Annotated in this window: 14 protein-coding genes and 1 pseudogene; 7 read left to right on the forward strand and 8 right to left on the reverse strand. The window is 70.7% G+C overall.

What is annotated here, in order from left to right; genetic code table 11:
* Positions 1 to 26: 26 nt before the first annotated feature.
* Complete coding sequence (locus tag AQI88_RS34355; RefSeq protein WP_067007028.1) at positions 27 to 869, reverse strand: hypothetical protein; 843 nt, start codon at positions 867 to 869, stop codon at positions 27 to 29.
* A 74-nt stretch (positions 870 to 943) separates the two neighbouring features.
* Between AQI88_RS34355 and AQI88_RS34360 the strand changes: the two genes are divergently transcribed.
* The 4 genes from AQI88_RS34360 (at position 944) to AQI88_RS34375 (ending at position 4,166) form a co-directional block, all read left to right on the forward strand.
* Entirely contained in the window at positions 944 to 1,732 is a 789-nt protein-coding gene (locus tag AQI88_RS34360) for an SDR family oxidoreductase (protein ID WP_067007032.1), read from the forward strand.
* Positions 1,733 to 1,847: 115 nt separating this feature from the next.
* On the forward strand, positions 1,848 to 3,416 hold the full coding sequence (locus tag AQI88_RS34365) for a sodium:solute symporter family protein (RefSeq protein ID WP_067007034.1): 1,569 nt from the start codon (positions 1,848 to 1,850) through the stop codon (positions 3,414 to 3,416).
* A gap of 79 nt (positions 3,417 to 3,495) precedes the next feature.
* Positions 3,496 to 3,717, forward strand: coding sequence for a hypothetical protein (locus tag AQI88_RS34370; protein ID WP_067007036.1), 222 nt, complete (start codon positions 3,496 to 3,498; stop codon positions 3,715 to 3,717).
* A 53-nt stretch (positions 3,718 to 3,770) separates the two neighbouring features.
* On the forward strand, positions 3,771 to 4,166 hold the full coding sequence (locus tag AQI88_RS34375; protein WP_067007039.1) for a hypothetical protein: 396 nt from the start codon (positions 3,771 to 3,773) through the stop codon (positions 4,164 to 4,166).
* A 145-nt stretch (positions 4,167 to 4,311) separates the two neighbouring features.
* On the opposite strand, the gene AQI88_RS34380 is transcribed toward AQI88_RS34375, so the two are convergent.
* Positions 4,312 to 5,424, reverse strand: a complete 1,113-nt coding sequence (locus tag AQI88_RS34380) for an ADP-ribosylglycohydrolase family protein (RefSeq protein WP_067007042.1) — start codon at positions 5,422 to 5,424, stop codon at positions 4,312 to 4,314.
* 95 nt (positions 5,425 to 5,519) lie between these two features.
* Complete coding sequence (locus AQI88_RS34385) at positions 5,520 to 6,260, reverse strand: TetR/AcrR family transcriptional regulator C-terminal domain-containing protein (RefSeq protein WP_067007045.1); 741 nt, start codon at positions 6,258 to 6,260, stop codon at positions 5,520 to 5,522.
* 109 nt (positions 6,261 to 6,369) lie between these two features.
* Between AQI88_RS34385 and AQI88_RS34390 the strand changes: the two genes are divergently transcribed.
* Positions 6,370 to 7,398 carry an alpha/beta hydrolase gene (locus AQI88_RS34390; protein WP_067007047.1) on the forward strand — a complete coding sequence of 343 codons (1,029 nt, stop codon included), beginning with the start codon at positions 6,370 to 6,372 and terminating at the stop codon, positions 7,396 to 7,398.
* 16 nt (positions 7,399 to 7,414) lie between these two features.
* Here the strand turns inward: AQI88_RS34390 and AQI88_RS34395 are convergent, their stop codons facing one another.
* Positions 7,415 to 7,675, reverse strand: coding sequence for a hypothetical protein (locus tag AQI88_RS34395; RefSeq protein ID WP_067007050.1), 261 nt, complete (start codon positions 7,673 to 7,675; stop codon positions 7,415 to 7,417).
* The gene (locus AQI88_RS34400) at positions 7,672 to 8,019 is read right to left on the reverse strand and encodes a DUF6247 family protein (RefSeq protein WP_067007053.1); all 348 of its coding nucleotides are present in this window, start codon (positions 8,017 to 8,019) and stop codon (positions 7,672 to 7,674) included. Before AQI88_RS34400 ends, AQI88_RS34395 begins: the two co-directional genes overlap by 4 nt.
* Positions 8,020 to 8,260: 241 nt before the next feature.
* Here AQI88_RS34400 and AQI88_RS34405 point away from each other — a divergent pair.
* Positions 8,261 to 8,455 (forward strand): annotated as a pseudogene (locus tag AQI88_RS34405) (aldo/keto reductase); the annotation flags it as partial.
* 34 nt (positions 8,456 to 8,489) lie between these two features.
* Here AQI88_RS34405 and AQI88_RS34410 read toward each other — a convergent pair.
* Entirely contained in the window at positions 8,490 to 11,312 is a 2,823-nt protein-coding gene (locus AQI88_RS34410; RefSeq protein ID WP_067007060.1) for a tetratricopeptide repeat protein, read from the reverse strand.
* Positions 11,313 to 11,399: 87 nt separating this feature from the next.
* On the opposite strand from AQI88_RS34410, the gene AQI88_RS34415 reads away from it, so the two are divergent.
* Entirely contained in the window at positions 11,400 to 11,936 is a 537-nt protein-coding gene (locus AQI88_RS34415; protein WP_067007061.1) for a DUF2165 domain-containing protein, read from the forward strand.
* Here the strand turns inward: AQI88_RS34415 and AQI88_RS34420 are convergent.
* Together AQI88_RS34420 and AQI88_RS34425 are read right to left on the reverse strand one after the other, a co-directional pair.
* On the reverse strand, positions 11,929 to 12,498 hold the full coding sequence (locus tag AQI88_RS34420; RefSeq protein WP_067007062.1) for a hypothetical protein: 570 nt from the start codon (positions 12,496 to 12,498) through the stop codon (positions 11,929 to 11,931). The genes AQI88_RS34415 and AQI88_RS34420 overlap by 8 nt on opposite strands.
* Before the next feature lie 71 nt (positions 12,499 to 12,569).
* A complete protein-coding gene (locus AQI88_RS34425) occupies positions 12,570 to 15,155 on the reverse strand; it encodes a bifunctional FO biosynthesis protein CofGH (RefSeq protein ID WP_067007065.1) in 2,586 nt (861 codons plus the stop codon).
* Between the last annotated feature and the right edge of the window lie 88 nt (positions 15,156 to 15,243).

Raw genomic sequence — 15,243 nt, forward strand, 5'->3', positions numbered from 1 at the left:
TTTTTCCACCCGCCCACCCGACTCTCTCAGCTGCGTAGTTCCGTCACGTACCTGTCCGTGCCCGGAATCGTCGGGATGAACGGCGCCACCAGCTCCACCGTGCCCAGCCCCGCCTCCGTCACCTGCTCGTCCAGCCCCGTGAAGCGCTCCTGCCAGCACTCCCGCGGATCCGTCTCCAGGAACCACAGCAGGGTGAGCCGGGTGTCGACGCCCTCGACCTGTTTGACATAGGTCATGCGGTCGCCGGGCAGGGGCGTGGGCCTGAAGACCGTCACCATCGCGGCCGGAGAGCCCGCCAGCCGCCGGGGAAGGTGGCGGGTGCTCAGCCACTCCAGCACCTGTGCCCGCTGCTGGGCCGACTCCGTGTCGATCACCTCCAGCACCAGCCCCGCGTACGGATGGTCGAGGGCGTGGAAGTCGCGGGGGCCCGCCGCGCCGTCCCGGTAGACCGTCGTCTCGTGGTCCTGGAACGCCGTGAAGACGTGGGTGCGGGCGTGGTGGACGCGGGCATCGCGGTTGAGGCGCTTGTTGATGGCAACCGTCCACTTCATGTGGTCGTCGTAGCGGCCGTCGGTGATCCAGTACGTGGAGAGGTAGCAGCCGGCGGTGACCGGCTGGGCGACGGCCGACTTCTCCGGGTAGCGGAGCAGTTGCAGGTCCCTGGTCGCGACCCAGCGGCGCCCTGCGTACATCCAGGGCATGGCCATCGCGCCGGCGTAGTAGTGGTCGTCCTCGTACCAGCGGTTGTAGGCGTACTCGTGGCCGGGGTGCGGCTCGACCATGGTGATCAGGGCGTGGCCGGGGCGGACGCCGTACGGGCCCAGGGCGGCCAGTTCGGCGTACACCTCGCTGCGGGTGTCCTCGCTCATGCGGTTCCCCTTTCCAGCGGTCGCCCATACTCTGACGCTCCGTCAGATGAAGTGCCATAGCCAGGGAGGCCGCAATGTCTCTGCTCGCAGGCAGGACCGTCCTCGTCTCGGGGGTCGGGGCCGGGCTCGGCCACCAGGTCGCCGCGGCCGTCGTACGGGACGGCGGGAACGCGGTGCTGGGGGCGCGCACCGAGGCGAACCTCGCCAAGAGCGCGGCCGAGATCGATCCGGACGGGACGCACACGGCGTACCGGGCGACCGACATCACCGACGAGGGGCAGTGCGCGGCACTGGCCGCGCTGGCGCGGGAACGGTTCGGCGGGATCCATGCCGTGGTGCACGTGGCCGCCTGGGACTCCTACTTCGGCGGCGTCGAGGACGCGGACTTCGCGACCTGGCAGTCGGTCATCGACGTGAACCTGCTGGGGACGCTGCGGATGACCAGGGCCTGCCTGCCGGCGCTGAAGGCAGGCGGGGGCGGGTCGGTGGTGTTCATCGGGACACAGTCGGCCGTCGCCGCGCCCTCACAGGTCAAGCAGGCCGCGTACGCCGCCTCGAAGGGGGCGCTGACCAGTGCGATGTACTCGCTGGCGCGGGAGCTGGGGCCGCACCGGATCCGGGTCAACACCGTGCTGCCGGGCTGGATGTGGGGGCCGCCGGTGCAGGCCTACGTCCGGTTCACCGCGCAGACGGAAGGGGTGCCGGAGGCCGAGGTGCTGGGGCGGCTGACGGAGCGGATGGCGCTGCCGGAGCTGGCGACGGACGGGGACGTGGCCGACGCGGCGGCATTCCTCGCCTCGGACCGGGCAAGGTCCATCACGGGACAGCAACTGCTGGTCAATGCGGGGGAGCTGATGCGCTGAGCCGAGTTCCTATGTTCATGTAAGTGAACGAAGGTCACCACACCGAACATTTTTGCCTGGACTTGACCTTCCCCTTGCTTGTCGTGTTCACGTAGGCAGTCCCACGATCGGGCACATGAACAGTCTCGACTGGGCCGTGCTGACCGGCTACTTCGGCGTGATGGTCGCGATCGGCCTCTGGTCGCACAAGCGGGTGGACAACGTCAGCGACTTCTTCACGGCCGGCGGCAGGATGCCCTGGTGGCTGTCCGGCATCTCGCACCACATGTCGGGCTACAGCGCGGTGATGTTCACGGGGTACGCCGGGATCGCCTACACCTACGGTGTCACCTCCTTCATCACCTGGTCCTTCCCGATCGCGCTCGGCATCGCCATCGGCTCGAAGCTGTTCGCGCCGCGCATCAACCGGCTGCGGTCCCGGCTGCATGTGGCCTCCCCGCTGGAGTACCTGAAGAACCGCTACAACCTGCCCACGCAGCAGACGCTCGCCTGGTCGGGCATGCTGCTGAAGATCGTGGACGTCGGCGCCAAGTGGGCGGCGATCGCGACCCTGTTGTCGGTGTTCACGGGTGCGTCGCTGAACCAGGGCATCCTCATCACCGGCGCGATCACCGCCGTCTACTGCACGATCGGCGGCCTGTGGGCGGACGCGCTGACCGAACTCGGGCAGTTCGTCATCCAGTTACTGGCCGGAATCTCGATGTCCGTCGCGGTCGTGGTGAAGCTGAACGACAAGAACATCGGCTTCTTCGGCGCCTGGGACGAGCCTGCTCTGCACGGCCACGGCAAGCCGCTGGTCGGCCCGTACGGGACGGTCTTCCTGCTCGCGTTCCTCTTCATCAAGCTCTTCGAGTACAACGGCGGCATGCTCAACCAGGCCCAGCGCTACATGGCGACGGGCAGCGCACGCGAGGCCGAGCGCTCGGCACGCCTGTCGGCGGTCCTGTGGCTGGTCTGGCCGGTGGTCCTCTTCTTCCCCATGTGGATGTCCCCGCTCCTCGTCCACGCGAAGAAGCCCGACGGCTCCGACTCCTACGCCCTGATGACCGAACAGCTGCTGCCGCACGGGCTGTTGGGACTGGTCATCGTCGGGTTCTTCTCGCACACGATGGCCATGTGCTCCTCCGACGCGAACGCGATCGCCGCGGTCTTCACCCGTGACGTGGCGCCGGTGCTGTCGGAGAAGGCCCGGGGCTGGGGCGAGCGTTCGGGCCTGATCGCGGCCCGTGTGACGACAGTCGTCTTCCTCGGCCTGTCCATGGCGGTGGCGACGCAGGTCGACTCCCCCGCCTTCAAGGACATCATCACGGTCGTGATCAAGTGGGTGGCCGGTCTGATGGGCCCGATCGCGATCCCGATGATGCTCGGGCTGCTCCGCCCGTTCCGCCGCTCCGGCCCGACGGCGGCCCTCACCAGCTGGGCGGCGGGCCTGCTGGCCTTCTGGCTGGTCAACTACCCCATCAACGGGAACGTCGACGGCGGAGTCCCGCTCCAGTACCAGGTCTCGATCCCGCTGGCGGTCTCCCTGGTCCTGTACATCCTGATCGGCTTCCTGAAGCCGGAGGACACCCCCGAGCGCCTGGCGGTCATCGAGAAACTCAACACGGACGGGGACGGCATGACGGCCGTACCGGTGCCGACCGCGGCGGGGGACGACATCGTGGGGACTCCGGTGAAGGATTAGCGACTTCAGCGGCGGGAAGACGCAGAAGGGCACCTGGGCACTCCAGGGCACCCGGTTGGCGCTGCGCGCCCCCGAACACATGGGCGACAGCTCCGGCGAACTTGCCGACGCCGCAGCCGAGAACGTTCCCTCCAAGGTCGGCGACTCGGTATCCCGGCTCCTGCCCTGGCAGCCGCCGGGTCTCACCGGCAGCGATTCCGGGCAGCAGCTCGATGTGAACTACACCAAGAAGAGCGGCGTCCTGCGCATCCGCCACATGGAAGCGAGCGGGATGACCGTGCACACCTGCACGAGGGCATAGCGAATGCCCTCAAATATTCTCCGTTTTGCTCACAGTGCGGTTAGACTGAGGGCATGAGCAACAGCATCGACGGCGTGGACGACGTCACCTTCACCCAGGTCAACCTGCTCGCACGGGCCTGGAACGTGAGCCCGGCCGACGCCGTACGCAAGCTGATCGAACACTTCCAGCGACCGGACGCCGTGACGCAGGCCGCCTCCGCGAAGGGCGAGCGCGTGGCGGTGCACGCCCTCTACGGCGGCGTCCGGATCGAGGGCGAATACGACCCCGTCACCCAGACCCTCACCGTCACCACCGGCCCTGCGGCGGGCGATTACCGCACCCCGAGCGGGGCGGCCAGCGCGGTCCTGCAGGCCGTGAACCCCCAGGTGAAGCCGAACCGCAACGGCTGGAGCTTCTGGGTTGTCACGGAGACGGGCGGGCTGCTGCAGACGCTGCGTCCCTCCTGAGATGCAACTACTCACAGGAGACTTGAACCTCATGTGAGCAAGCTCCCGGCTACGGGCCGGCCGCAGCGGTGATCGCCGGTGTCACCGCCTTTGGCGGAAGCGTCAAGTTCTTCCACGCCACCATCGCCTGACCGCGGCGCAGCCCCTACCGCGGGTAACGCGCCAGCCACCCCGGTGACGACCCGGCAGGGCCGTGCAGTGCAGGCCCCTGGGTCATCTCCATCGCGAAATCGTCGGCCAGTTCCAGAATCGTCGGCCGTCCTTCCAGCTCGGCCAGCCAGGCCGGCGGCAGGGCCGTTTCGCCGTGGAGGGCGCCGAGGAGGCCGCCGGTCAGTGCGCCCGCCGCCGCGGAGGGGCCGCTCTGGTTCACCGCGAGGCACAGGCCGTGGCGTACGTCCTCCCCCACCAGCGCGCAGTACACGGACGCGGCCAGCAGGCCGTCCGCGGTGCCGTCGCCGGCCAGTTCCTCCACCCGGGCCGGGCCGGGCAGCCCCTGTCGTACCGCACCGAGCGCGTGCTGGAGGGCGTCGGAGACCGGCTGGTGGCCGGGGCGGGCGGCGAGCAGGGCGAGGGCCCGCTGCACGGCGCCGTCCAGGCTCTCGCCGCGGGCGAGGGCGTGCATGATCACGGCGTACGCGCCCGCCGAGAGGTAGGCGATGGGGTGTCCGTGGGTCTGGGCCGCGCACTCCACGGCCAGCTGGATGACCAGCTGGGGTTCCCAGCCGACCAGCAGGCCGAAGGGGGCGGACCGGGCCACCGCCTCCGGGCCCAGTTCCCCGGGGTTCTTCGGGGTCTCCAGCGTGCCCATGGTGTCGTCGCCGAGGCCGATGAGCAGCGCCCGGGTCGGATCCCGGCGGGCGTACAGCCACTCCTCCCGCGCCAGCCACCCGTCGTCCTTGCGGCGCTCGTCGGGCCCCCAGTCCCGCTGGGTGGCCGCCCAGCGCAGATACGCCCGGTGCAGGTCGGTCGGCGGATGCCAGGCGCCGGTGTCACGGCGTACCTGAGCCCGGATCAGCCCGTCGACCGTGAAGAGGGTGAGCTGGGTGTGGTGGGTGACCGTGCCGCGCCCTCCGTGCCCGAAGGCCAGGTCGAGCAGCCCCTCCCCGCCGTACGCGGACCGGATCTCGTCCAGCGCGAGCGCATCGGCGGGCCCGCCGAGCGCATCGCCGACGGCGCCGCCGAGCAGCGTGCCGCGCACCCTGCTGCGGAAGTCCTGCTGCTCGGCACGGCCCCAGACGGCACCGGTCGTGGCACCCATCCAGACCTCCTCACGGCACCGCCCGTACGTACGACGGTCAGCACTGTAATCGACCGGGGACGGCCGGTTCACGGGGGCAAATCGGCCCCGCCCGGTCATTCCCGCCCAGCTATGAGCGCTTCGACTCCGTCGAGGATCCGGTCGAGGCCGAATTCGAGCGGGTCGAGGCCGGCCGGCTCGAACGCACCTTCGGCGATCGCCTTGGTGAGGGCCGGGAAGCGGTCGGCGTGCCGGGCGAGCAGTTCGCCGGTGAGCCGGTTCCACTCCCGGTCCTGTTCCTCGTCGTAGTCGGACACCTGCTGGGCGAGGTTGCGCACGAGTCCGACGAGGAGCAGAAAGACCTGGTGCCGCTGGGCGGCGCCGAGGCCGGTCGGCTCCAGGGCGGCGAGCGCAGCATCCAGCCAGCGCAGCTGCTGCGGCCCCATGACGTGCCGGCGCATGGCGGTGGCGCCGAGCAGCCACGGATGGGCCGCATAGACCCGCGCACACCGGCGGGCCCACTCCCGCACCCCCGCCCGCCAGTCCCCGCCCGGCACGCCCGACAGGTCCGGGCCCTCGGCCAGCACGGCCTCCACCATCAGCTCGACCAGTTCACCCTTCCCGGGGACGTACCGGTACAGCGCCATGGCCGAGACCCCGAACCCGCCGGCCACCTTGCTCATGGAGACGGCGTCAAGACCTTCCCCGTCGGCCAGTTCGACGGCGGCCGCGGCGATCCGCTGCGGGGACAGCTTCGGCTTGGGCCCGCGGGTGGGCTGCTCCTGCTCGCCCCACAGCAGTGCGAGGCTCGCCCGCGGGTCACGCGGCTTGTCCTGCTCCTTGTTCCGGGCGGCCATGCGGTTCCCCTCCCCTTCGGCTCGGACGAAGCCCGTTGACTCCGCCCACCAACTGTATATACCGTAAACACAACTGCTGACGGCATAAACAGTTTAAGGGGGAACACTCATGCTGCTCACCTACCGGGCCCTCAAGCGCGCCTCGCTCGCGAAGAAGCTGCGCATCACCACACCGAACGGCATCGACCAGGCGTCGTACGTCCGCATCGGCGGCATCGACCAGTGGATCTCCATCCGCGGCGAGGACCTGTCGAACCCCGTGATCCTGGAGATCCACGGCGGCCCCGGCGCCTCCAACCTGATCCACGTTCCGCGCACCCGCGCCTGGGAGCGGCACTTCACGATCGTCCGCTGGGACATGCGGGGCGCGGGCAGGACGTTCGCGGGAAGCGGCCCGGCCGCCCAGGGTGAGATGACGCTCGACCGCCTCTACGCGGACGCCCTGGAGGTGACGGAGTACATCCGCGCCCGCCTCGGCGTCTCCCGGCTCCTCCTCGTCGCCAACAGCTTCGGCACGGTCACCGGCCTGCGCCTCGCCCGCAACCACCCCGAGCTGTACTCGGCGTACGTCGGCACCGACCAGAACATCATCGGCGGCGGCCGCGACACCTCGTCCTACGAGGCGCTGCTGGCCCGGCTGGAGAAGGCGGGCAGGAAGAAGGAGCTGGCGAAGGTGGTGGAGATGGGCCCGGACCAGACGGCCTGGAGCGCCGAGCAGTGGTCGGAGTACGCGAAGACGGTGGTGACCACCGATCCACTCACCTACGACACGATGAAGAAGGTCGTGATCCGCTCCCTCTGGTTCTCCCCGTTCCACAACCTGCGCGGCCTGCGCTCGTACCTGAAGGGCATGAACTTCTCCGAGCAGCTGGGCCCGCAGGCGATGACGATCGACGAGGTCGCCGAGGGCACGACCTTCCGCCTCCCCTTCTTCCTCTTCCAGGGCGACAGCGACGTCCTGACCCCGCCGGAGCCGGCACGCGGCTTCTTCGAGCAGGTCACGGCCCCCGTAAAGGGCTTCGCCCTCATCAGGGAGGCCAGCCACTTCGCGTCGTTCCGGCATCCGGAGCAGTTCCTGGAGCTGATGCTGTCGAAGGTGCGGCCGGTGGTGACGGGGGAGGCTGCGGGGCGGCGCTGAGGGCTTCAGGGCAGAGTCAGCCGTACCAAGTGACGTTGCAGATGTAGACGCACTCGTGGCGGGGCACGGCAAGGAAGCTGATGAAGCCGCGCCCGCCGAGAAGGTCGAACTCGCGCAGTCCGCCCTCGCGGTCGAGAGGCCGGCCCACCTTGACGGCGTCATGGCCGAGTGCGGCCGGCTCTGCCGTGAGCCGCTCCACCTCCGCCACCACACCCGGCGGCAGCCCTCCCGTGACGTACTCGGCGCTCGGGTTGTAGTCCCAAGTCCAGTCCGTCACAACCCGGCCTCCGCCTCGGCCGCCTCGCGAATCGCGCGGATCTCCTCGATGGCCGCCGCCGGGTCCTGCTCCCCCGCATCCACGATGCGCTCCAGTTCGCGCAGGCGGGCAGACCGTCCCGGATGCCGCTCGATGGCCACGAACACGGCCCAGGAGTGGACAAAGGCACGCAGCGGCGCAAGGCTCTGGGTCTGCTGGGCGTTGGTCGTGGCTTCGAAAAGGTGCTGCGTGAGGGCTGGGACCCGACTCGGCGCGATGCGTGCAACCGCCGCCCGCAACGCGTCGGGCGTCAGCTCGGGCATGGGGATCAGCGGTTCGTACGGGCCGTCGGTCTGGGCGCTCACGATGACCTCCGGTGCGGCTGGCTCGGTCCTCGTACGGTACCCGTGGAATCGGCGGTATGCCGGTGACGTGGCGCTCATGCCACAGCCGCGGACGACGCGCGGCAATCGCGGCACCGGCCCGGGTGAGGGGCGCGGAAGGCGCGGTCGCAGCCGTCGCAGGTCTGGAGTGGGGTGGGGGGGTGCTGTGCCGGGCGGGGTGGCGCGGCCGGGAGGTGGGGCGGCAGTTGGGTGGTGAGGCGGCGAGGAGGTGCGCGCCGTCGCCCGCGCACACGGGGTTTCCGTCGCACAGGTCCGGCTGGCCTGGACCCTGCACCAGAGGCCCCATGTGCTGGGCATCCCGGGGACCGGCGATCCTGACCACCTCGCGCAGAACATCGCGGCCGGCGCGCTGCGGCTCTCGGAGGAGGAAATGACACTCCTCGCCTCGGGTTCTTGAGGTATTCCCGGGCGTTCACGGCTCATGGCTGAAGTCAGTCCGTGCTCTGCGGGCGGAGGAGGTCGCGAGCGGTGCCGAACCGGGCCAGGATCCGGGCGAGGGCCGCTCGGTCGGCGTCCGGCGCCCGGATCAGCTCTTCCAGCACCCGGATCACCCGGCTTGTCGGCTCATCGAGTACCGCTTCCCCTCGGCCGATCCCGTTCTCCCCGAGGGGCACGGCCTCCAGGAACTCGAAGCACCGCACCAGGTCCGCGCACGCCTCTTCGTGGAGCGCGAGCCGGGTCAGGACGGCGCATCGAAAGCCGTGGGCCAGTACGAAGTCGGCGTTGAGTTCAAGCGCGCGGTCCAGCTCGGCGCGCGCCTCGTCCCAGCGTTCCAGGACAGCCAGCGCCCTGCCGCGCCACGTGAGAATCCATTCATCGTCGGGCGACAGAGCCTTCGCCCTGTCCAGAGCGGCCAAAGCCGCGTCGCGGGAGCCCAGTTCCAAGAGGACGATGCCCCGTCGGCACTCTGCCCAGGGGTACTCGGGCCTCAGCCGGACGGCGCGGTCCAGGTCGGTCAGAGCCTCGGCGTGACGGCCGAGACCGGACAACGACACCCCCCGGCTCGCGTACGCCGACGCGTACTCGGGGTCGAGGGCGAGCGCACGGTCGTAGTCGGAGAGGGCTTCCTCGTCACGCCCGGCCACACGGAGGGCGTCACCGCGTTCGCAGCGCCCCCAGGCCCAGTCCGGCTGGAGGGCCAGGGCACGGTCGAGGTCGGCGAGCTGACGGGCGGACTCGTCGCGGGCGCGCCATACGCGGGCCCGGCGGGCGAGCGCCCACGCGTAGTCCGGGTTGAGTTCCAGGGCATGGTTGAGATCGTCGAGAGCCCTGTCGAGTTCACCCCGCGCGAGACAGGTGGCGCCTCGGGAAGCCCAGGCGAAGTCACTGGCCGGGTCGAGCCGGATCGCCTCGTCCAGGTGCTGGACCGCCTCGTCGTGATTGCGCAGAATGCGGTGGTACTCGCCGCGCACCGCGTGAACCCACGGGTCGTCCGGCGCGAGCGCCACGGCCCGTTCCATGTCCGCGAGGGCCGCCTCGTAATCGCCCAGCTCGCCGTAGGTCAGGGCCCGGCCGCGATAGGCCCGCGCCAGTTCGCGATCCAGCGCGACGGCCCTCCCGTATGCGGCCAGTGCCTCGTCGTACGCCCCGCCACGCCGCAGCGCGTTTCCCCGCGCCGCGTGAGCGAGTGCCCGGTCCGGATCGTCGAGCGCCGCCTGATACAGCAGCCGCCCGAGGGCGTCGGCCACTCCACCGCTCTCAAGCGCCTGCACCAGATCGCTTCCCCAGCGAGCCACGGACCCCACGTCGGCGTCCTCGCCCGCGTCCACAAGGGCCCGCGCCCACCGCTGGGCGGTGGCGTCACCGGCGACACAGGCATGGACGAACTCCCGCAGTACCGTCGGCAACGCTTGCCGATCGCCCGCGCACAGCCGGTGATACGACTCCGCCAGCCGCAGCTCCCGCCACTGCTCGTCCGCCCACAGTTCGTCGACGTCCCGTCCCGCCGCCGTCTCCTCCCGCCATCGGCCGAACTCCTCCGCCAGCCGTCGCTGGCGCTGTGCCCAGCCCCGGGGGGACCGCCGGCGCTGCAAGCGGAGCATCGGGGCGCGTACGACGTCGTGGTACTGCGCCCGGTCGCCGCGCTCGCTGACGAAGGGCAGGCCCCGCAGCCAGTCGTACAGGGCCTCGACCTCGTCCTCGGGACGCTCCACGAGCGCCCGGAAGACGTCGGCGTCCAGTCTCCGGGGCAGCGCACAGACCAGGGCCACCCCCCGCCGGACCGGATCCGGCTCCCACTTCAGGAAGCGTTCCACGGCCGTGGCGGTGGGGTCACCGATGCCGTCCGGGTCGGCGGGACGCTGTTCGGCCAGGGTGGACACCAGCAGCGGGAGCCCACCCGCCAGCCGCAGCACCTCCGCCACGACCGGCTCGGCCACCACCCCCCGGTCCGCCAGCAGGCCCCGCGCCTCCGCCTCCGTGAACGGCCCGAGCGGCACATCGGTCATGAAGTCCGCGAAGCCGCCCCAGCGGGCCGTGTCGAAGGGGCGTTGGCCGGCGGTCACCACGACCACGTTGGCGGGCAGCGAGCCGTGCCGGTCGTTCGTCATCGTCTCGTACAGCCAGGCGTCCACGAAGGGCCCGATCCGCTCGTACGTGTCGAAGAACAGGACGATCCACGGTACCGCGGAGGCCAGCCCCGCCAGTTCGTCCAGCAGCTTGGGGGTCAGCACCTGTTCCGGTGACAGCACGAGCTGCACGTCGTCCTGGCTGGTGAAGCGGGCACTGAGGCCTCGCCTCAACCTGTCGGCGTAGTGGACGAGTTGGGCTGCGTCGACCGCGCCCACGAACGGTCCGGCACCGGGTATCAGGCCCAGTCCCGCAAGCCCGGCCCGCACCGCGGTGGCCGTCACCGGCGAAGGGCCCTCAGGCTCCAGCCCCGCCATCACCGCCTCCGCCTCGTGCCGCCGTTCCCGGTAGGTGGCGAGGGCACGGTCGAACTTCTTCAACTCGTGCCCCTGTCCGGCGAATTCGCGGCTCATCGCCGCCATCGCCTCTGGCACGCTCCCCACGCCCTCGTCGACGTACGCCGTCAGCGCCCCGCGCTCCCGCGCGATCTGCTCCAGCTCCCGGACCAGGAACGTCTTTCCGACACCGGCGTTGCCGTGCACATGGAAGAGGAACCGGTGGCGTTCGTCCTCGGGAGGAAGGTCCAAGTTCTCCCGGAATGCGGCCCGTTCGTCGCTACGGCCGACGAACCCCGCCCGTCTGCGCCGTCCGATCAGCTCCTGCATCGACGGTCGTGCCTGCGCCATCCGTACGCCTTTCCCCCGAAGCCGGCCTCCTCATTCTGGCGCAATGCCGGGGGGAGAAGGCGGCCCCCGCCGCGAGAGAATTCGGCCATGACCACCACCCCCACCACGGGCACCGCCCCCACCAGCCGCATCTCTGGAAACACCCTTCCGCTGGCCGCCGGTGTGCTCACCGGCGTTCTCGCCCTCTACATCGCCCTCGTAGCCCTCGGCAACATCACCGACTTCGGGACCAATCAGCAGTTCGTGCGGCACGTGCTCGCGATGGACACGACCTTCAAGGACGACGACCTGATGTGGCGGGCGATCACCAGCACCGCGCTCCAGGACACCGCCTATGTCGCGATCATCGTGTGGGAGAGCGTGGCCGCCCTCGTGCTCGTCTATGGCACGTATCTCTGGGCCCGGCGGGACGTCGGCCGTGCCCGGCGGTTCTCCACCTACGGCCTGCTGATGCTCGTCCTGCTCTTCGGTGCCGGGTTCATCGCCATCGGCGGGGAGTGGTTCTCCATGTGGCAGTCGAAGACCTGGAACGGGCTGGACGCGGCGACCCGGGTGTTCCTGCTCAGCGGGGTCGCGTTGATCGTCAACCAGCTGCCGGGCGGCGGGCAGCGGGACGCTACCTGACGACCGTCACCCCGGTGTTCAGGTCGCCGAAGGCCCACAGTGCGGCTCCGTCCTCCTTGTGGAGGCGGATGCCGCCGGTCTTCAGGCCGTTCGCGGGCGGCGGCGAGGCGCCGTCGAGGGCGTTCGAGAACGCTATGTTCACGCCGGACACCACGGTGAAGTACATGACGTGCTCGATCTGGACGCCGTCCGAGCCCTTGAGGCCCGCGGCGCGCTTGATGACCGAGTAGCGGCCGGGCTGCGGGCTCACCGTGCCCGGCCACACCGTGAACGTCCGCGTCGCCTTGCCCGTCGCGTCCACCAGCCACACCCGCTGCGCGGCGACGGAGTAGACGATGCGGCGGCCCGTGCCGGACAGCTGCGGCAGCGCAGGGGGACCCGACGGCTTCGGCGAGGCGGACGCATGGGCGCCCGCCGACGCCGATGCCGACGCGCCGGGCCTGGCCGTCGCGGCCGTGGGATGCGGCCCGTGCTCCGCCTGGACGGCGAGGGCGATGACGGCCGCGGTCGCCCCCGCGGTCAGGCCGGAGACCCAGGTCCACGAGGGCAGTCGGGCAGCCACGGGTACGCATCTCCTCCGCTATGGGTCTCCCTGCTCAGCACAGGGGTCGGATCATCGTACTCAGTCCGTGCTCAGTCCAGGACCGGCAGCAGGTCGGGCAGGTGCCCGTCGGAGGCCGCCGCCGCCCGCTGCCGCTCCTCGGACACCTCGCCGTACAGGGTCGTGCGCGGCTTCGCCGGGCGGCCGGCCGCCTCCGCCACCGCCACCAGGTCACGGATCGACTTGTAGGAGCCGTAGGAGGAGCCTGCCATGCGGGAGATCGTTTCCTCCATGAGCGTGCCGCCCAGGTCGTTCGCCCCGGAGCGGAGCATCTCCGCCGCACCCTCGGCGCCCAGTTTGACCCAGCTTGTCTGGATGTTGGGGATCCAGGGGTGCAGCAGGAGCCTCGCCATCGCCGTCACCGCCCTGTTGTCCCTCGTGGACGGGCCGGGGCGGGCGATGCCCGCCAGGTACACCGGCGCGTTCGTGTGGATGAAGGGGAGCGTCACGAACTCCGTGAAGCCGCCCGTCCGCTGCTGGATCCCGGCCAGCGTGCGCAGATGGCCGAGCCAGTGGCGGGGCTGGTCGACATGGCCGTACATCATCGTGGACGAGGAACGGATGCCCAGCTCATGGGCCGTCGTCACGACCTCGATCCACGTCGCCGTCGGCAGCTTGCCCTTCGTCAGCACCCAGCGGACCTCGTCGTCCAGGATCTCCGCCGCCGTACCGGGGATCGAGCCGAGACCCGCCTCCTTGGCGGCGGAGAGCCACTCCCGGATCGACAGGCCGGTGCGGGTCGCGCCGTTCACCACCTCCATCGGCGAGAAGGCGTGCACGTGCATCCCGGGGACGCGTTCCTTCACCGCCTTCGCGATGTCGAAGTACGCCGTGCCCGGCAGGTCGGGGTGGATCCCGCCCTGCATGCACACCTCGACCGCGCCCAGGTCCCACGCCTGCTGGGCGCGGTCCGCGACCTGGTCCAGGGAGAGGGTGTACGCGTCGGCGTCCGTGCGGCGCTGGGCGAAGGCGCAGAAGCGGCAGCCCGTGTAACAGACGTTGGTGAAGTTGATGTTGCGGGTGACGATGTACGTCACGTCGTCGCCCACCGCCGACCTGCGCACGTCGTCCGCCACCCGGCACAGCGCGTCCAGCGCCGGGCCGTCCGCGTGCAGCAGGGCCAGGGCCTCGGCGTCCGTGAGCCGGGTGGGGTCGTCGGCCGCCGTGCGCAGCGCCTGGCGTACGTCCGTGTCGATGCGCTCGGGCGCCATGCCGGGGGCGGCCGCCTCGCGCAGCGCCTCCCAGTCGCCGTACACCTCGTCGAAGTCGTCGCGCCGGTCGGCGGTGCGGCCCTCGGTGTCGATCGTGCGGTGCAGGTCCGTGCGGCCGGTGGGCACGAAGGCCTCCTCCGGCTCCTGCCACGGGTGCCCCTCGACCTCCGCGTCCGGGCGCGCGAGGCCGGTCTCCGGGTCGGCCAGCGCGGCGACGTGCGGGCGCAGGCGCGGGTCCAGCCAGGGTTCGCCGCGGCGGACGAACTCCGGGTAGACGCAGAGACGTTCACGCAGCTCGAAGCCGACGGCCCGGGAGCGCTCGGTGAGGGCCTCGATCTGCGGCCAGGGGCGTTCGGGGTTGACGTGGTCGATGGTCAGGGGCGACACCCCGCCCCAGTCGTCGATACCGGCGCCGATGAGGCGCTCGTACTCGTCGTCCACCAGGTTCGGCGGGGCCTGGAGGCAGGCGCTCGGGCCCATGATGTGCCGGGCCACGGCCACCGTGGCGACCAGGTCGTCCAGTTCGGCGTCCGGCATGCCGCGCATCGCCGTGTCCGGCTTGGCACGGAAGTTCTGGATGATCAGTTCCTGGATGCCGTGGTAGGCCCGGGAGACCTTGCGCAGGGCGAAGAGGGACTCCGCGCGCTCCTCGTACGTCTCGCCGATGCCGATCAACAGGCCGGAGGTGAAGGGGACGGAGGAACGGCCCGCGTCCTCCAACACCCGCAGGCGTACGGCCGGTTCCTTGTCCGGGGAGCCGTGGTGCGGGCCGCCGGGCTCGGACCACAGGCGGGTCGCGGTCGTCTCCAGCATCATGCCCATGGAGGGCGCCACCGGCTTGAGGCGCTGGAAGTCCGTCCACGTCATCACGCCCGGGTTGAGGTGGGGCAGCAGGCCCGTCTCCTCCAGGATGCGGATGGAGATGGCGCGGACGTAGGCGATGGTGTCGTCGTAGCCGTGCGCGTCCAGCCACTCGCGCGCTTCCGGCCAGCGGTCCTCGGGCTTGTCGCCGAGGGTGATCAGGGCTTCCTTGCAGCCGAGGGCGGCACCCTTGCGTGCGATGTCGAGCACCTCGTCCGGGGACATGAACATCCCGTGGCCCGCCCGGCGCAGCTTGCCGGGGACGGTGACGAAGGTGCAGTAGTGGCACTTGTCCCGGCACAGCCGGGTGAGAGGGACGAAGACGCTCTTCGAGTAGGTGATGACACCGGGCCTGCCCGCCGCCTCGAGGCCCGCGTCCCGCACCCGGGCGGCGGAAGCGGCGAGGTCGGTCAGGGCCTCGCCGCGGGCCTGGAGGAGCACTGCCGCCTCGGTGACGTCGAGGGCGACGCCGTCCCGGGCACGTTTGAGGGCGCGACGCATGGAGTTCTCGGTAGGGCCGGTTCCGGAGGTCGCGGAAGTCGTCATCCCTTGAGCATATGGCTCCGCCGGTTCAGCGAGATCGGGGGCGTCCGGGGGGCTCTGCAGTGCTGGGTGCGGGTCCGTCGTGGTTGCT

The organism is Streptomyces cellostaticus (assembly GCF_001513965.1).
Taxonomy (GTDB): domain Bacteria; phylum Actinomycetota; class Actinomycetes; order Streptomycetales; family Streptomycetaceae; genus Streptomyces; species Streptomyces cellostaticus.